Raw genomic sequence first — 24,030 nt, 5'->3', positions numbered from 1 at the left:
AATTTGCTTTACTATTTTGACTGATTAAATTCAAAGGAAATGAAAGTTATTTTTACTTGGCTGATGTATATTGCTGCCTTATTATCTGCACTCGTCATCCTATTGTTCATTTATTTTACGGTTGATCCTTTTCATAAACAAAGGCAAAGGAAATTGTATTACCAAAGGATTGAGGAGATAAAACAGGCTAGGAAATTGCAGCCCAAAAGTTAGTTGATTCTGTTAAATAAGTAATCGGGAATCTGCCATTTAATGGGATTTACTTCTTTGATCGGATCATAACTTAAAATCTCCGGATATTCATTTCGTTCGAGCTTATCAATAATATTTTCCAAAATAGGCCTTATTTCCGGCCAATCTTCAGCATATAATGCCAAGGTCGAATACCTTTCAAGCAGCCAATAGACCATAAGAGCAATTGCTTTATCACAGTATTTATGTTCGATTACGGTTTGATATACGTCGAATTCGCGATGTTTCAATAAGACGGCAATGTTGAACAATTCAATGGTGCTATCAGCCCGCCTGATCTGATTGATCAGATGTTCTCCAAACCAGCTATGAACTTCCGTCTCTTCTAAATAAATATAGGGTTCCTCTCCTTGGCTTGCCTGCAAGACGGCCGCTGGTATTTTTTGAGCTTGTGCAATTTTTTCAGCAGGATCGTAACGGATGTCTGTTTTGAGATAAAACCCTTTTTCAGAGTTGTTTATAACTGTTTTTATAATGTCAAAGTTTTCGTCAGTTCCTTTCCTTGTTTTCCAGCTTCGACGAATAGCTTCAAAAGGATAGTTATTCCAGAATAGCATTAGGGCAGTAGCCTCACTACAAAATGGGCTCTCAACGATCCATTGTTGGATGTAGAAAAAACATTGTGACGCTAATTTATGAAGCTCCTGGGGTGTTTTTAAAAGCTGAAATTCTTCAAATTCCATGTGACGATAAGGATCTTCTGTTTCCATTCTTGTTGGGTGTATCTTATAGTGATTTTGCTTTAATTTATTTTCGGCCGTTTGCTTGTTTCGGGCAACAGCATGATTCTGGTAGATCGCATCATCTCGCTGAAGCGATAAATGATTTTATCCGAATATTCTAAAATAGGAAAAATCCCCGGATATTTACTGAGAGCACGGACAGCCTAGAGTTTTTGTGAATTTTATCGCCCCTTATCGGGAACCGATTTTTACAGGGATTGAAATATAGCCGAGCATACGAAGGTGGTAAAAAATACTTCGATTGAATAGGATGTTAAAAAACTTAAAAAATGTCAATTTTATGTGGGTGTAAATTGTTGAAAATTAAAAATAATGGCATCTTTGTAAAAGTTTATTCAAAGAAAAAATGATTCAATTCCTAAAGGAAAGTACTTTTGCCGTAAATGAAGTTTTTAATAGGTCGTTGGAGCTACTGAAAAAGCATTATTTTTCGGTTGCTGGCTTGTGTTTTTTACTGTTTGTAACCTCTGGTTTATCTAATTTTTTGGCCACGACGATCAGTGATTTTAATGTGGTACTGAGTGGTTTTATGGCCTTCTTTTTTATGGTAATGTATTTTGGACTGAATCTTACTTTGTTTAAATATATCCTCAATCTCATCGATGGTAACGAGGATAAAAAATTGATCCATTGCATACCAAGTTCAAAAGAATTAGCTTGTTTTTTCGGCGCCATGCTGAGTATCATGGTAATGTCTATTGCGTTATTGATGCTATTGGGAGCAGTATCGCTTCCGTTTTTGTATTTATTTGAAAATGGCGAAAATCGTGCTGAAATCATGGGTAAGTTTACTGTTTTTGTAGTTTTCGTAGCAGCAATACTGACTTTTATTTTGATTATTCGTGTAGCGTTTTACCCTTTCTTTATCATTGATAAACATGCGGGAACCTTTAAGTCATTACGCTTTAGTTTTGCGTTGACCAAAGGAAATGTATTCAAATTATTATTGATCTTAGCAGTATTTGCTTTTTTTCAATTACTGCAGATGTATTTTAATTATTTAGAATATTACATAATTTTTATTATTTTGAACCTTGTGAGCTCGTTCTTAGTGGTACCTTTGGCTTGTATTGTTGTCTCGGTTGCTTACCGGGAAATGATGTCGGACTACCACGGTGGAGAGGATCCGAAGATTTTGAATAATATATTTTAATAAAGAGAGAAGGTTTTGAGTAAAAAAGGAATTGCCATTTTAGGGGCAACGGGTAGTGTCGGTACACAAGCCTTGGATGTTATTAGAGCCTTTTCGGATAAGTTTGAGGCAGTTGTTCTGACTTGCGGCAGCAATGGCGAATTATTGATCAAACAAGCGTTAGAGTTTAAACCAAAATCGGTCGTTGTGACCGATCCGATCCAATATAAAAAAGTTAAAGAAGCCTTGGCATCTCAGGAGACGGCTGTCTTATACGGTGAAGAGGGCCTGATCGAGGCGGTGCAATATGCCGAAATTGCTATTGTTTTAAATGCGATTGTTGGTTCTGCAGGATTAAAACCTACTGTAACGGCCATCCGAGCCGGGAAAGATATTGCCCTTGCCAATAAGGAGACCCTTGTGGTCGCAGGGGAGCTGATCATGGCCCTGGTCAAAGAATATGGTGTCAATATGTTACCTGTAGATTCTGAACATTCGGCAATCTTCCAATGTCTGGTCGGCGAGGACCAAAATCCGATTGAGAAAATTTACGTGACTGCCTCTGGGGGGCCCTTTCGCGGGAGAAAACGGGATGAACTGTTACAGGTAACGAAAGCACAGGCCTTAAAACATCCCAATTGGTCTATGGGAGCAAAAATTACGATAGATTCCGCTTCATTGATGAATAAGGGATTGGAAGTAATCGAAGCAAAATGGCTTTTCGATCTTGCCATTGATCAGGTGGATGTTATCGTACATCCTCAGTCAATTGTGCACTCCCTGGTCCAATTTAAAGATGGTTCGATGAAAGCACAAATGGGGGTACCGGATATGAAGTTGCCTATTCAATACGCATTGACTTATCCTGCCCGATTTGAAAATAATTTCGAACGGTTCAATTTTATGGACTATCCAACGCTTCATTTTGAAAAAGCGGATATGGAAACGTTTCGTAACTTGGCACTGGCTTACGCAACACTTCGTGCGGGCGGAAATAAATCCTGTATACTGAACGCCGCTAATGAGGTCGTTGTAGGCGCTTTTTTAGACGATAAAATCGGCTTTCTGGAAATGAGCGATGTGATCGAGCGTACCTTGGATAGAGTGGAATTTATAGCTAATCCGGCACTGGAAGACTATTTAGAAACTGATCGGTTGGCGCGGTTAATAACAAAAGAAATAATCAAAGATTAAATATAGAAAGCATACATGGGTGTTTTAATTATGGTCGGACAAGTGATTTTAGGCTTGTCAATTTTAATTGTTCTACATGAGTTAGGACATTTTTTAGCAGCACGTGCATTTGGCATTAAAGTGGAGAAATTCTATTTGTTCTTTGATGCATGGGGAGTGAAGTTGTTTAAATTCAATTATAAAGGCTGTGAGTATGGTATAGGCTGGTTGCCTTTGGGTGGCTATGTCAAGATTGCCGGTATGATCGACGAGTCAATGGATACTGAACAGTTGAAGGGCGAGCCGCAGCCTTGGGAGTTCCGCTCCAAACCGGCATGGCAACGTCTGATTGTGATGTTGGGTGGTATTATTGTCAATATTGTCGTAGGTATTCTTGTCTTTTGGATGTTGACCTTCAAAATGGGCAATACAGATGTCAAGATGGATCAATTGGTAAACGGTATCGTACCGGGATCTATCGGTGAATCTATCGGTCTTAAGGCCGGTGATAAAGTCGTCGCAATAGATGGGCAACGCGTTGAAAATTACTCCGAGTTAATCAGTTCGAAAGTATTGATGGGCGGTGTGGCTCTTACGGTAGAACGTGATGGCGCGACAAAAGAAATCAAGGTTCCAGCAGACTTATTGAATACCTTGTCCGATAAAAAGGGGGAGAAGTTTATTGAACCTCGTTTTAAAACAACAAGTGTGGCACAGGTGGCTCCGGGATCCGTGGCCAGCAAGATGGGCTTCGTTAAAGGAGATAGTATTGTTGCTCTAAATGACACTCCGGTACCTTTCTTTGATCAATTCAGAACATTAGTTAAAGCAAATATCAATAAACCTGTTGCCATCAAAGTAATCCGTGCGGGAGCGGAGGTTTCCCTAAAAGGAAATGTACCAGCGGATGCGATGTTGGGTATCAGTGTCAATCATGATAATTCGATCAAGTCGTTTACAACGCATTATACACTTATGGAAGCTTTTCCGATCGGTGCTAAAAAAGCATTTACGGTAATCACGGATAATGCGAAAGGATTCGGTAAAATCTTCAAAGGGGAGGTGCGTGCTGATAAAGCGCTATCTGGACCTATCGGTATTGCTACACTGTTCGGCACTGAAGTAGATTGGATTCGGTTCTGGTCTTTGGTTGGTATGCTTTCAATGGCTCTTGCGTTTATGAATTTGTTACCTATTCCAGCACTGGATGGTGGTCACGTTGTATTCTTACTGATCGAGATGATTCAAGGCAAGCCGCTGAGTGAAAAATTTCTAGAAAAAGCACAAATGGTCGGATTCTTTATCCTTTTGGGCCTGATGGTGTTTATATTCGGAAATGATATTTTCAAGTTGTTCAAATAGATTGACGCATGGCTGTGATGGAACACCATCATTAATAGGAATATTCCAGGCGATCTTGTCGTTGTAATAAGCCAAGATCCATTAACTGCTGACGTATATTGCTGAAAACAAAAAATATAGGTCATGGTGATCACAGCAAGGACCCCGGCGTATATAGGGGGAGGAAAAAAAATACATAATTCAACAAAAAATAGGGGAGTTTTCTTTTGGAAAACTCCTTTTTTATTTCTTACATTTGACCATGGACGGAAGAAATAGAGCGGACGTAAAACCAGGAATGTTGGTCAATATTATTTTGAAAAAGGACCAACGTAGCGGTAATCTCACAGAAGGCATTGTAAAGGATTTACTGACATCCTCATCTTATCATTCAAGAGGGATAAAAGTAAGACTGACGGATGGCCAGGTGGGGCGAGTGGCTGAAATTATAGCGGATTTTTAATGATATCATGTTGTCGTTAAATTAAATCCTTCGACTGATCCAAATGAGTTAGACTTATTGTCTAAGCAATATTTTACTACCTAATGATGTTCTTATTATTCGAACTAACTGAATTTAACGGAAGAGCTGTTGTGCATTTTTTTTAATAAGATTTGCATATTAACATAATTTTTGCTAACTTCTTATCAAATTTTTTATTTTTATCACATATTTATAGAATTTTATTATATTAATTAGTTGAATGAGATCTTTTTCGAATGGATACCAAAAGCAAATGTAAGATTGTCTACGCAGATGATGCGATGATCCATCATGTCATGATGAAGGCAATGGCCCAATCCCATTCATTGGAAATAATTTATTGCGCTGCTAATGGTAGAGATCTGATCGACTATTTGACTGAACATAACAACGCACTCCCTGAGGTATGTATATTGGATCTGCACATGCCGATCTTAAATGGCATTGAAACCGCGAAGATAGTCAGGGATAAGTTTCCCGCCATTCGTATTTTTGGTCTGACCTCGAGTAGTGATGAGCGTGAACGCCTTGAAATGCTGGCGGGAGGAGCGGAGCAGATCTTTTCGAAGGAGGAGATGTCCGTATTGTTGAAGCAACTTAGCTAAAAAAATAAAAAGCCTAACATTTGTTAGGCTTTTTCGCTATTTTCCAATGCTTCTTTAAACTTTAAGAGCCTGACCCATGAAGGGCATTTGTTCAGGTCTTTTTTCCATAATCCAACATGGATAAAACTTGTGCTGATAAATCGCTCCACATCAAATACTTGCATATCTTGTTGTATCTCCAGTGATTTGGGCAAGTCCCGTGACTGAAAATATTCTTGTAATTCCTCTGGTGTCATAAGACAAAAATAGAGTTTTAAATCATTATCTCCAACCACCTCCTAAAGATCGGTAGAGATCTAAGAATCCATCCAGATGTTGCTGGCGCAATTCGACGAGATCTAAGTCACTATCCAAGGCATTGCTTTGGGCGGTGATGACTTCCAGGTACGTTGCATATCCGCTTTTGAAGAGCAAGTTTGCATTTTTTACCGCAAGATGTGCATTGTCCACTCTTTTTCTTGCCAGTTCAAGCTGTTCCCGCTGTTTGTCTACTGTTACTACAGCATTGGAGACTTCGGCAACGGCTTCAACCACTTTCTGTTGAAGCTGGATTTCGGCTTTATCCCGTTCCAGTTTCGCAACTTCATGTTGTGTTTTTAATGTTTTATTCTTGAATATAGGTGTGGTCAGATTGCCGGTGATGCCACCTAATAGGGCTCCGGGAATATTGAACCAGTTTCGGGGAAGCATCGCATTTACACCGAGCACACCGCCTATATTGAACGAAGGGTAGCGCATGGCCTGCTGAATATTGGCGTTCGCATTGGCGGCCATCAGTTGAAACTCAGAGGAGCGGATATCTGGCCGATTTCGTATAATTTCGACGGGTGAACCTAAGGATATCTCTTTGCTTTCGGCAAAGAGATGTTCGTATGAAGTCCCGCGCTTGATGCTGTCGGGGAGTTTTCCCGTTAATGTCTGAAGGGCATTCTCCTGAATAACAATCTGCTTTTCCAATTCTGGTACCAGTGAGGCTGCTAGCAGACGCTGAGATTCTGTTTGCTGAATGGCCAGTGCAGTGATCTCTCCGGCGGTGTATTGAAGCTTGATCATGCGCAATGTGCTGTCATTCAGCTGAACATTACGTTTGGCTACTTCAATCTTGGCATCTAACATCAGCAGGTTGAAATAGCCTTTGGCGACAGAGGTAATGATATTGGTCTGAATCGCATTTTTGGCTTCTTGTGTATCCAGATACTCGGCTAAAAGCTGCTCTTGTTTGCTGCTGATCTTTTTCCAGATATCTATTTCCCAGCTGAAACTGATGTCAGAACCAAACTGGGATTGATAGACAAACATATTTTCGGGCGCTTTTTCACCTTTGCGGTCATAATACTTTGTGAGGGGGCCGCTTCCAAAATCTTTCGATCGCCAGGTACGGCTTCCATTGGCTAGGGTGGCACTTACACTTGGTAAATAATTTGATTTATTCTGTGCCAGAACTCTGTTGGAGATCTGCAGATTCAGCAGTGCTGTTTTCATTTCAAAATTGTTGGCAAGTGCTGAATCGATCAGCATCTTGAGCGTGGGATCATGAAAGAAGGTTTTCCAATGGATCAGCCCCATACTTGAGGTATCTCCAAAAAAATCCAATGTATCGCCACGGAAGGTACTTGGTAGTTTTAATTTGGGCTGAACATAATCTTTACCGATTTTACAGGCATTCATCGAAATCAGTAGCCCCGTAGCTAGACATAGCGCTGAAATGTATTTTTTTATGTTCTTCATTCTTCTTCTTCTTTAGCGAGTTTATCCTGTAATTTTTCATCCAGACCTTTGAAAACAACAAACAGTACCGGAATAATAAAGATGCCGAAGGCAACACCTAATAACATCCCTCCCGCAGCGCTGAAGCTAATGGAGTGATTACCTATGGCCGATGGGCCAACCGTCCACATCAGGGGAACCAGACCCGCCACAAACGCGAGACTGGTCATCAGGATCGGTCTCAACCGCAGTTTTGACCCACTGATCGCTGCTTCCACGATACTTTTCCCATTTTTGCGTTCCTGAACGGCAAATTCAACAATGAGGATTGCGTTTTTAGCCAGCAGACCGATCAGCATGATCAAACCAACCTGTACATAGATGTTATTCTGTAAGCCGACAAGATTGATCACTGAAAAAACACCGATCAGGCCAACAGGTATGGACAGCAAAACCGCCCAGGGTAGGATATAACTTTCATACTGTGCCGAAAGCAAAAAGTAAACAAATAAGATACTCAAAACAAAGATCAGAATGGTCTGAGATCCCGATTGGCTCTCTTCGTAACTCATTCCCGTCCATTCAAAGCCATAATTTCCGGGTAACTTTTCGTCCGCCAGCTTTTGGATGGCCTGCATGGCATCGTCGGTACTGTAGCCCTCGGCCGGTGTGATATTGACCGCAATGGCGTTGTATAGATTGTAACGGGTAATGGTTTCAGGACCGACGGTTTTTTCTAATGTCAAAATGGTATTGATGGGTACCATCTCGCCCTTGTTGTTCCGTACGAAAATTGAATTGAAAGACTCCGGATCTTTCCGGAAATCAAAATCGGACTGCACGTATACACGGTATTGCCGGCCAAAGCGATTGAAGTCACTGGCCTGTACACGCGCAAAGTAGGAACGGATCGTAGACATCAGATCTTTGATTTCAACACCGAGTGATTTCGCTTTTACGGCATCAATGTTTACCTCGTATTGTGGGAAATTGGATTTAAAACTGGTGTAGGCACTACGGATTTCAGGACGGGTATTCAGCTGGCTGATAAAAGTATCGGCAATAGTGTTAAAATCCCTGACGTCTCCACCCATACGGTCCTGAAGAACCATTTCAATACCCGCAAAATCACCAAATCCTTGTACTGTTGGTCTCGGGAATACTGTAAATGTAGCCTCATTTATCTGTGCCAGGTCGTTTCTTATGGTGTCCATAAAAGCATTGATATTTTTAATGTGCTTGCGTTTGGCATGCGGTTTAAGGGTAATGTAACCTGCAGCAAAGGCAGGACTTGAACTACCGTCCAGTGCATTGAAGCCAGATACTGTCGTCATGCCTTCGATATCTTTTCTCTTTTTCAGTAGACTATCAGCACGACGGAGTACTTCTGTCGTGCGGCTTAATGAAGCCCCTGGAGGCAGTGCGATGTTATAGGTGATAAAACCGTCATCTTCGGTTGGGATAAAACTCTTCGGCGTTCTGATCATCAAAATGACACCGATCGCAGTAATCAATATTAGGCCTATCCAGGCTATTTTTTTATGATTGATCAACAACTGTACAATGGTTACGTATCGGGCCGTCAGGCGATCAAAAGACGTATTGAATGCCTTAAAGAAACGATCTTTGAACTGGTTGATTCTTGATTTTTGCTCGTCTTCTTTTTGATGCTTTGGTGCCTTAAGTAATAGCGCGCATAAAGCAGGACTCAATGTCAGGGCATTCAGTGCCGAAATCAAGATCGCTGTTGCCAGCGTGTACGCAAATTGCCGGTAAAAGATACCCGCAGGCCCTTCCATAAAACCGACCGGCAAAAATACCGCCGCCATGACCATAGTAATCGAGAGGATTGCACCCGTAATTTCTGACATGGTCGACAATGTTGCAGCTTTGGGTTTTAATCCCGTACTGTGCATCTTCTCATGGATAGCTTCCACAACAACGATTGCATCATCCACGACAATACCGATAGCCAGCACCAAGGCAAACATCGTCAATACATTGAGCGAGAAACCAAAGAGCTGCAGGAAAAAGAAGGTACCGATCAAAGAGACAGGTATGGCAATTGCCGGAATTAAGGTGGATCTAAAATCTTGTAAGAATATAAAAACAATGATAAAAACCAGAATAAAGGCTTCAAAGAGGGTATGTTCAACCTGATTGATGGATTCATCAATCTGGTCACGCACGGAATAAGTCACCTCATAATGTAATCCTTTTGGGAATGTCTTGGCTTGTTCTTCGAGCACTTTTCGAACGGCTATGTCGATATCGTGGGCATTGGAGCCACTGGTTTGGGTCAGATTGAGCGTTAGTCCGGGGTGACCGTTTACCTTATTGTCGCTACTGAGATTGGTGGCACCAAATTCTACCCGCGCTACGTCCTTGAGATAGAGGACCGACCCGTCGTTGTTTGTCTTGATGACGATGCTTTGAAATTCTTCGGGTGTTGTAAAACGTCCTTTATGCCGAATGACGGTTTCAAATGCCTCGTCGGAAGTCTCCCCAAATTTCCCTGGGGCAATCTCAAAGTTTTGATCTTTGATGGCATTCATAATGTCCTGAGGAACCAGATTATAAAGGGCCAGTTTTTCAGGATTCAGCCAGAGTCGCATGGCATAATCCCTTGCACCGAGCCGGGATACCTGTGCGACACCGTCTACACGTAATAGGGGCCGCATCAGGTTGATCTGCGCGTAGGCCTGCAGAAAGGTCTCGTCATAGGCTTTATCCTGATGATCTGAATAAAGGTTGATGGTCATGATGACTCCCGTCTGACGTGGCATAACGGTAATTCCGGCCTCGTTTACTTCAGCAGGAATAGAACTGATGGCCTTTGAGATACGGGTCTGCACATTGACCGAGGCAATGTCCGGATTTGTGCCGGTCTTAAAATAGACAGAAACGCTTCCCGAACCTGAATTTGAGGCAGACGATTTAATATAGGTCATATCTTCGACACCATTAATGGCCTCTTCGATGGGAAGCAGTACACTTTTTGCCACGGTCTCCGCATTGGCACCGGGATAACTCAGTGATACAAGGACACTCGGTGGTGCGATTTCGGGAAATCGGGAGACAGGAAGCAATTTTAATCCCACCAAGCCCAATATGACTAAAATAATAGAAATGACTGTCGCTAAGACAGGTCTATTTATAAAGGTTTTTAACATATATAAAAATTTTAGACATACCTCAGGCAGACCTGAAAAAGGATTGCCGTAAATACGTAAAAACGTGCGCTAATTATTTTTGTGGAATAGGGGCTACAGTTGAGCCATCTGTTAGTTTGTCAAATCCGCTGGTAATGACACGGTCGTTTTCCTTGAGACCGGAGTACACAATGTAATTGCCCTTACTTTTACCGGAAAGCTGGATATTGCGGCGTTGCGCTTTATTATTTTGATCCAATATGTAAACAAAGGTTTTATCCTGCAATTCATTAATCGCAATCTGCGGGATCTGGAGTACATCTTTTTTTACTTCGGCAATTTTTAATGTACCGCTGCTTCCCGAACGTAGGATATTATCCCGGTTTTGAAAAGTCGCACGTAAAGAGATTGCACCTGTGGTTCTGTTGATCTGTCCATTGACAGCGTCAACAACTCCTTTGATAGGGTATTCTTCGCCATCAGCGAGAACGAGTGTAACCTGGGGAAATACCAGTTTTTGGTTTTGGTTGTATTTCTTACCTTCAATGCTGTCTTTTTTTGCCTGTGCCTTTGAAAAGTATAGGAAGTCGGATTCATTCATGGAGAAATAAACATAGACTTCCTGGATATCGGAAAGGTAGGTGAGGGGTTCCTTGTCACCTTTGGAAACCAAATTACCGATACGTTTTGGAATACGTCCGATATAACCGCTTACAGGTGCGGTGATAATGGTAAAGTCTTTGCTGATCTGTGCCGAACGTACAGCAGCAATGGCCTGATCCAGGGTGGCCTTAGCGACCTGATAGTCAGATTTGGCGGAGGCCAGCTTTACATCTGAAATGACATCATTTTGAACCAATGGTTTCAAACGGTCCACTTCGAGTTGCGCATTTTTAAGTTTAGCCCGTGCAACCTGCTCCGTTGCTACCATATTGTTTAGGTTTTCTTGATAAGTAGAAGGGTCTACTTTGAATAGCTTTTGTCCTTTTTGCACAAAAGAACCTTCGTCAACATAGATTTCCTGTAGTAAGCCTTCAACCTGGGGTCTCACTTCAACATTCACTTTTCCTTCAATGGTACCTAAATAATCCTTGATTGTGGTAGCATCTGACTTGACAACAGTATAAACTGGTAGGGCTACAGGCTTTTCTTTGGTATTATTTTCTTTGGAAGAACTTGAAGAACAACTTACCTGGGTGGTTAAGACTGAACAAATCAATAAGGAGACGCTGAAAATAGATAATGTTTTTTTCTTCACAATGCTTGATTAAATTTATGATATATGTGCTATTTGTAATATTACTATTACAAGTTATAACGCCAAATAGTTTAATTATTGTGCAAATTAACATTTGTTAACGTTTCAATTTATAGTTAATAACAGATCAGTTAATAATCAAGTAGGGTATTTATTCGTTTTAAGTTGCTGTTTTTCAGCGCGTATTGGTCGGCGGCATAATTATTATATTGCGAGCGGTAAATTGATCTTGCTACTGATCATTCGACTTTGACAGCAGGGGATCGAGGAATGAGCCCGATATCGAGCTCATTATTTTAATCGTCAATGTTTAGTCTTTTCCGATTTTCAGGATGTTTTTGGAGACCGAACTCCTTATCCTTTGGGAGAATCTATTTGCAGTCCTTTTTCTTTATAATGAAACGCTTAAAATTTAAGGTGTTTCACAGTCAGTCCGTTATTAATAAGCTGTTTCAGGGCGTCAATACCTATACTGATATGTGCCTCGACATACTTAGCTGTGACCGTGACGTCGCTGACAGATGTTTTGACTCCTTCCGGAACCATCGGCTGGTCAGAAACCAACAGTAAAGCGCCTGTTGGAATTTTGTTGGCAAAACCGACACTGAATATGGTTGCTGTTTCCATATCGACGCACATGACACGGATAGACTTCAGGTATTTTTTGAACGCTTTGTCATGCTCCCAGACGCGTCTATTGGTGGTGTATACGGTTCCTGTCCAATAATCGCGTTGATGATCACGGATTGTCGTGGATATCGCTTTTTGCATGGCAAACGCGGGTAATGAAGGTACCTCAGGCGGAAAGTAATCATTCGATGTTCCTTCACCACGGATAGCAGCGATTGGTAATATCAGCTCGCCTATCGGAATCTTTTTCTTAATCCCACCGGTTTTGCCCAGAAATAGGACTGCCTTAGGGCTGATTGCAGATAAAAGATCCATAACTGTTGCTGCCATCGGACTACCCATTCCAAAATTGATAATGGTAATACCTCCAGCAGTGACGGATTGCATGGGTTTGTCCTCGCCATAGATCGGAGCATTGTCATGCATTTCCGAAAACAGGTGGATATATTTTGAAAAATTTGTCAATAGGATATATTCTCCAAACTCTTCCAACGGTCTTCCGGTATAACGCGGAAGCCAGTTGTTTACGATTTCCTCTTTGGTTTTTAAACCTGGCGTTATTGGGCTATTTACTGTATTTTTTGTACTTTTCTTTGTCATAGTCATTAAATTTTAATTTCACGAATCTCTTATCTGTCTATCAACATTCCGTTATGGCTATGTTATTATTGTAATATAAGATTTTTAATTCTTTTTATTATGATGCTTTGGCTTGTTTTAAGCGCTTTTTATTCACGGATTTCACTAAGGATAGGGGCGTTATTAAATTCAGTGACGAGGTTAACTAGTTAAAAAAAAATCCCGTTCAGCGAACGGGATTCTTTTTAAGCGACTTTAAGCTTTTTCAGATCGGATTTTTCGAATTTCTTCTTTGCATAGTCCAAGCTGATTTCCAAACTTTTCTGTCCCGTTTGTTCTTTCGTTGATGGCATTTCAAACATGGCATCCAGCATGATCGCTTCGCAGATACTTCGCAGCCCCCGGGCCCCAAGTTTAAATTCATCCGCTTTATCTACAATAAAAGTATATACTTCGGGATCAAATTTCAGTTCAACACCTTCGTACTCAAATAACTTTTTGTATTGTTTGACCAAAGCATTTTTTGGATCTGTTAAAATACTCAACAAGGTTTCCTTATCCAATGGATTTAAGTAAGTCAACACTGGAAGACGCCCGATCAACTCAGGGATCAATCCAAAGTTTTTGAGGTCTTGAGGTGTAATATACTTGTAAAGATTGTTCAAGTCGATTTCCTCTTCATCTTCATTCATCTTATAACCTACAGTTTGTGTACGCAGACGGTTTGCAATTTTCTTTTGGATTCCGTCGAATGCACCACCACAGATAAATAGAATGTTGCTGGTATTGACAGCGATCATCTTTTGGTCTGGATGTTTACGTCCGCCTTGCGGTGGAACATTGACAACCGTACCTTCTAAAATCTTTAACAATGCCTGTTGTACCCCTTCACCTGAGACATCTCTTGTGATGGAGGGGTTATCGCTCTTACGTGCGATTTTATCAATTTCATCGATATAGATGATACCACGTTCTGCTGATGCAACATCATAATCGGCGGCCTGAAGCAAGCGCGTCAAAATACTTTCCACGTCTTCTCCTACGTATCCCGCTTCAGTTAGTACAGTGGCATCAACGATACAGAAAGGTACGTTCAATATTTTGGCAACGGTCTTTGCCAATAATGTTTTACCTGTACCCGTCTCACCAACGATAATCAAATTGGATTTTTCAATTTCAATTTCATCTTTATCCACTTTTTGGTTCAGACGTTTATAGTGATTATAAACAGCTACTGAAATTACTTTCTTTGCGTCATCTTGACCGATCACATACTGATCCAGGTGAGTTTTGATCTCTTGGGGACGTATTAATTTTAAAGCGGTCTGTAATGTCTTGCTTTTTCGTTGTTTTAATTCTTCTGCCAGAATCTCTCCTGCCTGTTGGATACATCTGTCACAGATGTGTGCTCCATTTCCAGCAATGAGCATCTGAGCTTCATTTTTGCTTATTCCACAAAACGAACAATGAATGTCTCTATCGTTATTCTTCGCCATCGTTATTTAATAATCTCCTTCTTAGGAAGTAAAATCTCATCAATCATACCAAATTCTTTGGCCTCGTTGGCTCTCATCCAGTAGTCACGATCAGAAGATTTTTCCACCCACTCATAGGTTTGTCCGGAGTGTTCTGAAATAATGGTATATAATTCTTCCTTTAATTTTAACATTTCACGTAAATTGATCTCCATATCTGCGGCAACTCCCTGCGCGCCGCCAGATGGTTGGTGAATCATTACACGTGAGTGACGTAAAGCAGCACGTTTTCCTTTTGCTCCGGCTACAAGTAGGACAGCGCCCATAGATGCTGCAATACCAGTACAGATTGTCGCTACGTCCGGTGTGATGTACTGCATGGTATCGTAGATACCCAAACCTGCGTAAACACTTCCACCCGGTGAATTGATGTAGATCTGGATGTCACGCTGTGCATCAGTGGACTGTAAAAACAACAATTGTGCCTGAATAATATTTGCGACCTGGTCATCTATACCGCTTCCTAAAAATATAATACGATCCATCATTAAACGTGAAAACACATCCATCTGTGCAACGTTCAATTGACGCTCCTCAACGATGTATGGCGTCAGATTTGTCGGAATGCTAGTCTCTGTACGGGCAATAAAACTGTCAACATGTTGACTTCCAATGCGGTGATGCTTTACTGCATATTTTCTGAATTCGTTTTTATCTATATTCATCTTTTTATTTTTTCTATTCTGTAGGACTAATATAAAACTATATTTTAAAAATCAAATAAAGTGAAAAGATGTTTTACATCTACTTTACATTTTTTTGATACGGTCTCTTTCAGCAAAGAAAGGCGTTTTATTAATAGGGCTTATGCTTTATCCATTTCACTTAGAAGTCCTTAGCCGATTTCAGCATAATCTGGAAGCTCTTCTATAAATTGATAAGACTCGTTGTCAAAGTCAACTTTGCAATAATAATGATTTATGCCATTGCTCACCAGTAAGTATGGGATACGATGCACCGAATTATAATTGGCGATCTGTTCGAATACTTTTTGTGTGATCTTGATATGTGGTGCTTTGAATTCGGCCAAAACCACCTTATGTCCTTTACTGTTATAAATCAATAAATCACTCCGTCGCTGAAGACTGTTTAGTTTTAACCCGCCTTCAATATTCATCAGTGACTTTGGATAATTTTTGATCAATGCCAAATAATTTATCCAATGTTGTCTGACCCATTCCTCCGGCGTCAATACCAACTCTTTTTTTCGCAGCTCGTCAAAAATATAAACCGCATTATTCTTTTTGGATATTTTAGCTTTGAATGGTGGCAAATTGAGCGGTGTCGGTGAAAACATACACAAATATACTAAAATTTTAGCAAAAAAAGGGAAATCATAAGATTCCCCAAGCGGTTTTTTTCGTCTTTATAATTGCTTCTTTTAATCAATTGGTTAGATCTCTTTTACCGAAATAGATCAAACGTCGGGATGAATTCTGATCGGTTTACTGATGTAGATTTGACGGTAAAATCGTAATTTCGCTTACATGAACATAAATCCGATCTTATCCGATATCAAGAACAGATCTTTTAAGCCGGTCTATCTGCTACAGGGGGAGGAAAGTTATTTTATTGATACCATCGCAGATGCACTGGAATCGACAGTGCTGAATGAGGCGCAAAAAGGCTTTGATCAATCTGTTTTTTACGGCAAGGATATCGATATTTCCACAGTGGTCAATGCCGCCAAACGATATCCTATGATGAGCGATTATCAGGTGATTATTGTAAAGGAAGCCCAGGAACTCAAATGGAAATCGGATACGGAGGAGCTGTTGACGAAATATCTGGAACATCTGACACCAACAACTATCTTGGTATTTTGCTATAAGCATGGCAAATTCGATAAGCGAAAGAAAATATACAAGGTGTTTGAGAAGGCTGGATTGGTGATCGATGCGGCTAAATTATACGATGATAAAGTTGCGCCTTGGATCGGCGGATATCTTAAAGATGCCGGCTGGCGAATACATCCGCAGGCAGCGGCTTTAATCGCGGATTATCTCGGCAATGATCTGGCCAAGGTATCCAATGAATTGGATAAACTGATGCTGAATGTTCCGAAAAGTCAGGAGATCAGCGTAGATGATGTGGAACGTAATATCGGTATTTCAAAAGACTTCAACGTATTTGAGCTCAATACCGCACTAGCAAAACGCAACGCCTTGAAAGCTTATCAGATTGTGGATTATTTTGTGGCAAACCCAAAGAATAACCCGCTGGTGATGGTGGTCGGACAGGTGGCTACTTATTTCACCAAAATACTAAAATACCATTATCTCATTGATAAATCCATTGCCGCGAAAGAATTGGGGGTGCATCCGTTTTTCCTGAAAGAGTATGAACTGGCTGCCCGAAATTACAACCGCCGGAAAACTTTTGATGTATTGAATGTCCTCAAAGAGACTGACCTTAAATCAAAGGGCGTCAATGTGCCCAGCAATTTCAATAGTGAGGAGATTCTCAAAGAAATGGTTTATAGGATCTTAAATTAGGAGCTGGCAAGTTCTTCAAGATTAATGTGTGCTCAGAAATTTGACGACCCGTTGTGGAATTTTTGCCTGCAGACCGCGTTTATTCATGAGTGCAACGTAGGTGCGGTAATCGTTGACAGCTTGCTTGAAAGAAGATTGCCCTCTTTTGAAAAACACATCGCCACGGTTTAAATAGGCAACCTCACGCTCAGGAAAACGCTCAATTACTTTATCTAAAAAAACTTGCGCCGCATCCAGCTGATTCGCCTGCTCCAGAAAATAACCAATCTCATTGGCCGAAAGGACATTTTTACCATGAATTGGATTTGTATTGTCAGGCTGGTCTTCGCTCAGACCATTTTCCATAAAATATTTTGCTGTATGCTCGTTAAAAACTTTAGGTAGCAGAAATAGGCTATTTTTAGGTATTTCCTTCAACGAGCGAAGGAGAGTAGCATAGTCTCCGGGCTTGTAGCTCAGAGCGATCCGCTGATTGCTTACCACTGTGGAATCATAAGATAAGGACTCAGCATCGTAGTCGTCTAGATAAACCTTGACGTTTTTAGAATAGGTCATATATTCGCTGCTGCTTGTACCTTCGTCATCCGATCCGGAATTATCTCGTTCAGCCAATTGCCAGCGTTTTGTCGCCGGTCTATAGACAAAACAATAACCCTCATTTCGACCATGCGCATTCGGCCCCCACGAAATCGAGATGCTTACGGTATCGCGGCTGGCATTTACGTTATAATAACTCATATTATTGCACGAAGCACAAAAGAACGCATTGTCATTCTTGAAGGACAGCTGGTAGTCATTTCCTTTTCTCGCGTAAAATGCCAATCCAACCCTGATGTAATTTTCAGCTTCAAAGCTCTGATAAAATTCATGCTTGAAATTAAGTGTATCAGCTTTTCTGTAAGCAACAAAAACTCCTGCAGGTGTTTTGCTTGTATTTAGCTGGCTCAACTGTACCGTGTCTGTATTAAAATACGCAGCGAAATTGTCCGCTGAAACAGCGCCTATTAGCCTTATATGCCGGGGCTGTGCTGCTGAAAGCAGCGATAGGCTCATGAATAGTGTAAAAAGATAAATTTTCAATCAAATGCTGTTTTATGGTGAATACTGGTATTGCTGTATGTAATTGGCATTTCAATCCGCAGTATGCTTAGAAAACACTTGGGGATAGAAATTACTCGAATTTACATTAATCTGAAAAAAAAGACAAAAAATATTTTGTAGTCAAATAACTACATGTATATTTGTAGTCAAATAGCTACACGTAGTGAAGCCTTGTTATTTATGAATCGCCGGTTTAGGTTGTGATTTAGTAATGCATTGCATAACAAATAGTTGGTGGAGCTGTAGCTGTAAAAACGGGAGTTGCTGAAAATCAAGAAGAGGAGGCAAAATTATATAATCAATGAATCAGGGAATTAAAACAGTGCGCTATCCGATGCAAGATATGGCACAATCGAAAGCGTTATTCGCAAAATTATTGGACGTAGAATCCGATTTGGATAGTCCGTATTATATGGGGGTCAAAGTCGATCATCAGGATATTGGTTTGGCTAATTTTAAATACTATTTAAACAATAAAAATAATGATGAAAAAGAGAGATAAAATAATCTATTGGGTCGCAACGGCATGGTTGTCTTTGGGATTGATGTCTACCGCTATCATACAGGTCTTTAGTATCAAAACTGAGGGTGCTGGTGGCGTACAAAATGTAGATCATTTGGGCTATCCCCACTATATACTACCGCTGCTTGGTCTCTGGAAGATTTTGGCTGTCATCGCCCTGCTGTCACCAAAGAGACCGCTATTGAAGGAATGGGCTTATGCTGGTATTTTCTTTACGGCAACCGGAGCGTTGTATTCTCATCTTATGGTAGGGGATGCTTTTGGTTTAATGGCTCCAGCTTTGCTTTATTTGGTTCTAATTGCGGTATCCTGGTATTTTAGACCTGCCGAAAAAAAACTTGGATAGCCTTTCGCCTGATCTGTCGTCTATTTGTTTGATAGATGCTTTGGATGACTAGTTTATCGTATTTTTTTGTTGTAAAAACGATACAAAAACCATTTAAAGACCCTTTAAATGGTTTTTGTGTTTATGGGGTGTCGTGCTGTAAATCACTTTATTGTGGTCATTTAACTTTTTTGTGTAGCATATTCTGCTGTATTTTTTGACATAAATTTAATAATTAAACACTTGTTTAAATTAAACGTTTGTTTAACTTTGTCCCGCATTTAACAAAAGACGATTTTATCTGTTGGATAACAGGTGGAATTAGCTATAAAAAGTTAAGGGTTTTTACATGGAATTTAACGATAAACAAATAGATATCCTCCTTGCAGCTGAGCGACTTTTTGCGACAAAAGGTTTTGATGGAACTTCCGTGCGCGATATCGCACATGAAGCAAATGTTAATGTGGCTATGATCAACTATTATTTTGGGTCAAAAGATAAGCTACTGGATACCTTTTTTGAATGGCGCGTTCCAGATTTCATGATCAATGTGGATGAACTCTCAGTAGTCGGCAATGCGCTTGACAAAATTGACGTGATGGTGGACAGGTATGTTAAATCGATGAGCTCTCATCGGAAACTCTATCGTGTTATTGCAATTGAAAGTACCTTAAAGCAGCGGATGCTGATTTCGGATGCTTTCAAAAGATTAAAAATTCACAATTTGGAGGTCATTGCATCCATTATTAATGGTGGTATAGCAGACGGGGTATTTAAAGCGGGTAATGATCCTATTTTGATTCATTCCATGATGATGGGGACGTTTATGAACTTTCAGATGAATCAGGTCTTTTTACAGGATCAATTAGGAATAGCCGATGACGAAGGTTATGGCCAATATATAGAAACAACGTTAACAGAATTCATACAGAAAACAATTAAAGCTTTATTGACATATGAAAAATAAGTTGGCCAATTTAAGTGCTTTATTGCTTTTAAGTCCTTTGGGTTTGCTGGCGCAAGACAACAAACACTTGACTTTGGAAGAAATAATTCACATGGCTGCAAACCAAAGTGTGGAAGCGAAAACTGCCGATACCAAAATATTGGGAAGACAGCTTGAGGTCGAAAGTGCCAAATCGAAACAGCTTCCTGATGCAAAATTGAGCGGGCAATATATGGCGATGACCACGCCGAATGTTAATCTAAAGTTGGCACTGGGTGAAGGGGGCTCCGCACCGGATATCGCTGCAAATCAATTGTGGTTGGGACAGGCTTCTGTGAGTATGCCAATCTATACAGGTGGGCGGATCAAAGGGGGAATTGATATTGCAAAAGATGTGCTAAAAGCCGAGGAATGGAACGCTGTTGCTAGTAAAGAACAATTGGCTATCCGCGCAGTAAATCTCTATCTGAGCTTGTATAAGGCGCAGCAAACCAATTTGTTGATTGCTGAAAATATCAAGCAGTCTGAGCAACGGGTTTCAGATTTCAAAGCGATGTTGGACAATGGTTTGATCGCGCGAAACGACCTGTTAAAAGCGGAATTGCAGCTATCAAACTATCAGGTATCGCTTCAGGAAGCGCAGAAAAATATTAAGGTGCTCAATTATCAACTGGCTAATTTTCTGAAAATTGACGAAGATACGCAGTTGGATCAGATCAATTTAGGTGAAGTGAATGGGCTAGATTTAGGTTTGAAGGCGTCTTACGAAACTGCCAAGACCGTACGTTCTGATGTGAAGTCCATGGAGTCTCAGCGCTTGGTTGCGGAGGATCAGTTAAAAGTGACAAAAGCGGCTACATTGCCTACAGTTTCGGCAACCGCTGGTTACAATGCTTTTGGTCTACAGAAAGTCGTTACGGTAACGAACGCTGCCATGGTAGGTGTTGGAATATCTTATGATATAGGTTCTTTGTATAAGAATAAGAGAGAGGTGAATGTCGTTAAGAACCGGATCAAGCAAATTGATGAGAACCTAGAACTGCTCAATGACCGGGTAAAAGTTCAGGTGCAACAGGCGAATGAAAGCTATATGCTGGCACAAAAACAAGATGTGGTGTACCGTCAGGCATTAGATCAGGCCGTTGAAAATTACCGTATCACAAAAGATAAGTATGATAATGGCATTGCGGATACGGATGATTTATTGACAGCAGATGTTCAACAGCTTCAGAGCAAAATAAATCTGGCAATCAGCAAAGCAAATACAATTGAAAAATACTATGACTTACTGTTGGCAAATGGGTCATTAAATATTAAATAGCAATTAATCTAGACATGGAAAATACAGTAGAAAACGCACCTGAAAAAAAAGGTACAAATAAAAAATTCACAATTATTCTGGCCGCTTTGGTCATCTTCGGTGGGGCTTACGGAGGTTATAAATATTTGCACGGTCAAGCGCATGAGACCACTGACGATGCGCAGGTTGAGAAGAATATGAGTCCGATTATCCCGCGTGTGGGTGGATTTATTTCCAAGGTTTACGTCAAGGACAATGATTTGGTGAAAAAAGGGGATACTTTGTTTACGATTGAAAGCCAAGATTATCAGGTCCGTGTGGACGAAGCGGAAGCGGCATTGGCTGCTGCTGAAAGTAGCTTTGATGTATCAAAGGCGGATGTTTCGGCATCTTCTGCTAATGTAGCGATCTCAGACGCAACGATTCAATCAAATTTAGGAAGCATTGAGGCAGCACGTATCCGTGCGAAACAAGCGAACAACGACTATATCCGTTACCAAAATCTATATAATAATCAGTCCATCACAAAGCAGCAATATGAGCAGGCTTTAACGACTAAATTAGAAGCGGATAAACAAGTGGAAATCTTACAACAACAGCGCAACGCAAGCGCTTCACAACGGAATGCCATCGTAAGTAAGACTACCGTAGCTTCTAAACAGACATCTGTTGCTGAGGCGAATATAAAGCGGGCAAAGGCGCAATTAGAGGCTGCAAAATTAAATCTGTCTTATACTGCTGTGCTAGCCTCTGTTGATGGTCAGGTATCGAATATCAAGGTGCAGCCCGGTCAGATGATCAACCCGGGGCAGTCTTTATTTTATATTGTTGATAATATTGAAACTTGGGTGGTTGCGAATTTCAAAGAGACACAATTGCAAAAAATGAAACCCGGTCAAAAAGTAGGTATTAGGGTAGATGCTTATCCAAATATCGAATTTGATGGTGAGGTCAATTCCTTTTCTCCGGCGACTGGGTCACGTTTCTCTTTATTGCCTCCGGACAATGCAACTGGTAACTTTGTAAAAACAGTACAACGCCTGCCGGTAAAAATCAAATTGACAAAAGATAATAAAGCTGAAAACGTTGCTTTGCTCAGACCGGGCATGAATGCTGACGTAGATGTGCATGTTCAATAACTATGGAAAATTTAAATCAACAAGATAATCTGGTTGAATATGGTTTTCGACGCGTAGTCATCACGATTACAGCCGTGCTCTGTGCGTTGCTGGAAATCGTGGATACGACGATTGTGAATGTGGCCTTAAACGATATGAAAGGATCGTTAGGGGCAACGTTGACAGACGTGGCCTGGGTTATTACGGCTTATGCCATTGCTAACGTAATTGTGATTCCGATGACGAGTTGGTTGTCCCAACAGTTTGGAAGACGTAATTACTTTGCGGCGTCAATTGTCATATTTACAATATCTTCATTTTTGTGTGGAAACGCAACCAATATCTGGGAGCTTGTCGCATTCCGCTTCCTGCAAGGAATGGGTGGGGGCGCTTTACTAGTGACCGCACAGACCATTATCACAGAAAGTTACCCCAAAGAGAAACGTAGTATGGCACAGGCTATTTACGGTATGGGGGTTATTATTGGACCTACATTGGGCCCGCCTCTGGGTGGTTATATCATAGACAATTTCTCCTGGCCTTATATTTTTTACATCAATGTACCATTGGGAATTATAGCTACTTTGCTGACCTTGTCCTTTGTGCGTAGTCCGAAATATAGCCAAAAGCAATCGGCAAAAGAGGTGGATTGGTTCGGCGTGATCTTTTTAATTATGTTTATTGGTTCACTGCAGTTTGTACTGGAACATGGTCAACAGGATGATTGGTTTGATGACCCGCTAATCTTAGGTCTGTCCATATTATCTGTATTCGGACTATTGTTCTTTATCTGGCGGGAGCTGGTATATGACAAACCTATAGTTAACCTGAGGGTATTGCGTGATAAGAATTTACAGGTAGGGGTGGTAATGAGTTTTATCCTCGGTTTCGGCTTATTTGGATCGACCTTTATTATCCCGATTTACACGCAATCGATATTGGGTTGGACGGCAACGGATGCAGGTCTATTGCTATTGCCAAGTTCGATTATGACCGGGATTATGATGCCATTTATTGGAAAAATGATCCAGAATGGTGTACCTCAGAAGTATATGGTTGCAGTTGGATTGAGCATTTTCTTTGGGTTTTGTTTTTGGATGTATAGTCTAATGACAAACGATACTGGATCTGAACATATGTTTTGGCCGCTTATCATTCGTGGGGTAGGTTTGGGTTTGCTATTTGTTCCTGTAATGACTTTATCCCTGTCTACCCTCCATGGTAAATCCATCGGTGAGGGAGCGGCATTTACGGGTATGATGCGTCAGCTGGGTGGTTCATTTGGTATTGCACTGATCACAACTTTTATCGCGCGTGACTCTCAAAAGCACCGTGTTGACTTAGTTGCCAATCTGGATCCGAGTAAGTTTGAGGTACAGCAACGTGTACAGCAGCTGCAGATGAGCTTTCAGGCGAAAGGCTTTGCTTCAAATGAAGCATTGGCCAAAGCGCACCAAATACTGGACATGAATGTCATGAAGCAGGCAACTGTACTGTCTTACATGGATGTATTCCTCTATTTGGGGGTTGTATTTTTGATCTGTGTACCTTTTGTGCTGATGATCAAACAGGGCAAGACGCAGATCGACATGTCAAGTGTGCACTAACCGCTGTGTGGATTAGAAGCCATC

22 protein-coding genes are annotated in these 24,030 nt (G+C 40.8%); 12 read left to right on the top strand and 10 right to left on the bottom strand.

Annotated elements, in window-relative coordinates:
• Positions 1 to 209: 209 nt before the first annotated feature.
• Entirely contained in the window at positions 210 to 962 is a 753-nt protein-coding gene (locus DCO56_RS02660) for a hypothetical protein (RefSeq protein WP_108632197.1), read from the bottom strand.
• 379 nt (positions 963 to 1,341) lie between these two features.
• Between DCO56_RS02660 and DCO56_RS02655 the strand changes: the two genes are divergently transcribed.
• The 5 genes from DCO56_RS02655 (at position 1,342) to DCO56_RS02635 (ending at position 5,730) form a co-directional block, all read left to right on the top strand.
• The gene (locus DCO56_RS02655) at positions 1,342 to 2,148 is read left to right on the top strand and encodes a beta-carotene 15,15'-monooxygenase (RefSeq protein WP_108632196.1); all 807 of its coding nucleotides are present in this window, start codon (positions 1,342 to 1,344) and stop codon (positions 2,146 to 2,148) included.
• Between the two features lie 15 nt (positions 2,149 to 2,163).
• A complete protein-coding gene (locus DCO56_RS02650) occupies positions 2,164 to 3,321 on the top strand; it encodes a 1-deoxy-D-xylulose-5-phosphate reductoisomerase (RefSeq protein ID WP_108632195.1) in 1,158 nt (385 codons plus the stop codon).
• A 15-nt stretch (positions 3,322 to 3,336) separates the two neighbouring features.
• Positions 3,337 to 4,662 (top strand): RIP metalloprotease RseP, encoded by a 1,326-nt coding sequence (rseP, locus tag DCO56_RS02645; RefSeq protein ID WP_108632194.1) that lies wholly within the window; start codon positions 3,337 to 3,339, stop codon positions 4,660 to 4,662.
• A 241-nt stretch (positions 4,663 to 4,903) separates the two neighbouring features.
• Positions 4,904 to 5,104 (top strand): YwbE family protein, encoded by a 201-nt coding sequence (locus DCO56_RS02640; protein ID WP_108632193.1) that lies wholly within the window; start codon positions 4,904 to 4,906, stop codon positions 5,102 to 5,104.
• A 257-nt stretch (positions 5,105 to 5,361) separates the two neighbouring features.
• The gene (locus DCO56_RS02635; protein WP_108632192.1) at positions 5,362 to 5,730 is read left to right on the top strand and encodes a response regulator; all 369 of its coding nucleotides are present in this window, start codon (positions 5,362 to 5,364) and stop codon (positions 5,728 to 5,730) included.
• A gap of 23 nt (positions 5,731 to 5,753) precedes the next feature.
• Here the strand turns inward: DCO56_RS02635 and DCO56_RS02630 are convergent, their stop codons facing one another.
• From DCO56_RS02630 to DCO56_RS02595, 8 genes are all read right to left on the bottom strand, one after another.
• Positions 5,754 to 5,966 (bottom strand): DUF6965 family protein, encoded by a 213-nt coding sequence (locus tag DCO56_RS02630; protein ID WP_108632191.1) that lies wholly within the window; start codon positions 5,964 to 5,966, stop codon positions 5,754 to 5,756.
• A 25-nt stretch (positions 5,967 to 5,991) separates the two neighbouring features.
• Entirely contained in the window at positions 5,992 to 7,458 is a 1,467-nt protein-coding gene (locus DCO56_RS02625) for an efflux transporter outer membrane subunit (protein WP_108632190.1), read from the bottom strand.
• The gene (locus DCO56_RS02620; RefSeq protein ID WP_108632189.1) at positions 7,455 to 10,610 is read right to left on the bottom strand and encodes an efflux RND transporter permease subunit; all 3,156 of its coding nucleotides are present in this window, start codon (positions 10,608 to 10,610) and stop codon (positions 7,455 to 7,457) included. The genes DCO56_RS02625 and DCO56_RS02620 overlap by 4 nt, the downstream gene beginning before the upstream one ends.
• A 73-nt stretch (positions 10,611 to 10,683) precedes the next feature.
• On the bottom strand, positions 10,684 to 11,847 hold the full coding sequence (locus tag DCO56_RS02615) for an efflux RND transporter periplasmic adaptor subunit (protein WP_241254976.1): 1,164 nt from the start codon (positions 11,845 to 11,847) through the stop codon (positions 10,684 to 10,686).
• Between the two features lie 405 nt (positions 11,848 to 12,252).
• On the bottom strand, positions 12,253 to 13,077 hold the full coding sequence (locus DCO56_RS02610; RefSeq protein ID WP_108632187.1) for an AMP nucleosidase: 825 nt from the start codon (positions 13,075 to 13,077) through the stop codon (positions 12,253 to 12,255).
• Positions 13,078 to 13,301: 224 nt separating this feature from the next.
• A complete protein-coding gene (gene clpX / locus DCO56_RS02605; protein WP_108632186.1) occupies positions 13,302 to 14,552 on the bottom strand; it encodes an ATP-dependent Clp protease ATP-binding subunit ClpX in 1,251 nt (416 codons plus the stop codon).
• Between the two features lie 2 nt (positions 14,553 to 14,554).
• Entirely contained in the window at positions 14,555 to 15,256 is a 702-nt protein-coding gene (gene clpP / locus DCO56_RS02600) for an ATP-dependent Clp endopeptidase proteolytic subunit ClpP (protein WP_104382492.1), read from the bottom strand.
• A gap of 170 nt (positions 15,257 to 15,426) precedes the next feature.
• The gene (locus DCO56_RS02595) at positions 15,427 to 15,888 is read right to left on the bottom strand and encodes a type I restriction enzyme HsdR N-terminal domain-containing protein (protein WP_108632185.1); all 462 of its coding nucleotides are present in this window, start codon (positions 15,886 to 15,888) and stop codon (positions 15,427 to 15,429) included.
• 190 nt (positions 15,889 to 16,078) lie between these two features.
• Here DCO56_RS02595 and holA point away from each other — a divergent pair, with 190 nt between their 5' ends.
• Positions 16,079 to 17,086, top strand: a complete 1,008-nt coding sequence (gene holA / locus DCO56_RS02590; protein ID WP_108632184.1) for a DNA polymerase III subunit delta — start codon at positions 16,079 to 16,081, stop codon at positions 17,084 to 17,086.
• A 21-nt stretch (positions 17,087 to 17,107) separates the two neighbouring features.
• On the opposite strand, the gene DCO56_RS02585 is transcribed toward holA, so the two are convergent.
• Positions 17,108 to 18,166 carry a tetratricopeptide repeat protein gene (locus DCO56_RS02585; RefSeq protein WP_146190963.1) on the bottom strand — a complete coding sequence of 353 codons (1,059 nt, stop codon included), beginning with the start codon at positions 18,164 to 18,166 and terminating at the stop codon, positions 17,108 to 17,110.
• A gap of 322 nt (positions 18,167 to 18,488) precedes the next feature.
• Here DCO56_RS02585 and DCO56_RS02580 point away from each other — a divergent pair, with 322 nt between their 5' ends.
• From DCO56_RS02580 to DCO56_RS02555, 6 genes are all read left to right on the top strand, one after another.
• A complete protein-coding gene (locus tag DCO56_RS02580) occupies positions 18,489 to 18,689 on the top strand; it encodes a hypothetical protein (RefSeq protein WP_108632182.1) in 201 nt (66 codons plus the stop codon).
• Positions 18,670 to 19,056, top strand: a complete 387-nt coding sequence (locus tag DCO56_RS02575; protein WP_245935762.1) for a DoxX family protein — start codon at positions 18,670 to 18,672, stop codon at positions 19,054 to 19,056. Before DCO56_RS02580 ends, DCO56_RS02575 begins: the two co-directional genes overlap by 20 nt.
• A 328-nt stretch (positions 19,057 to 19,384) precedes the next feature.
• Entirely contained in the window at positions 19,385 to 20,002 is a 618-nt protein-coding gene (locus DCO56_RS02570) for a TetR/AcrR family transcriptional regulator (protein WP_108632180.1), read from the top strand.
• Positions 19,992 to 21,302 (top strand): TolC family protein, encoded by a 1,311-nt coding sequence (locus DCO56_RS02565; RefSeq protein WP_108632179.1) that lies wholly within the window; start codon positions 19,992 to 19,994, stop codon positions 21,300 to 21,302. The genes DCO56_RS02570 and DCO56_RS02565 overlap by 11 nt, the downstream gene beginning before the upstream one ends.
• Positions 21,303 to 21,316: 14 nt before the next feature.
• Complete coding sequence (locus DCO56_RS02560; protein ID WP_108632178.1) at positions 21,317 to 22,420, top strand: HlyD family secretion protein; 1,104 nt, start codon at positions 21,317 to 21,319, stop codon at positions 22,418 to 22,420.
• A gap of 2 nt (positions 22,421 to 22,422) precedes the next feature.
• A complete protein-coding gene (locus tag DCO56_RS02555; RefSeq protein ID WP_108632177.1) occupies positions 22,423 to 24,006 on the top strand; it encodes an MDR family MFS transporter in 1,584 nt (527 codons plus the stop codon).
• The last annotated feature ends 24 nt before the right edge of the window (positions 24,007 to 24,030 follow it).

Origin of the sequence: Sphingobacterium athyrii (genome assembly GCF_003071065.1) — a bacterium.
Classification (GTDB): domain Bacteria; phylum Bacteroidota; class Bacteroidia; order Sphingobacteriales; family Sphingobacteriaceae; genus Sphingobacterium; species Sphingobacterium athyrii.
The sequence above is the reverse complement of the archived record's forward strand: the minus strand, read 5'-3'. Positions and strand labels throughout refer to the sequence as shown.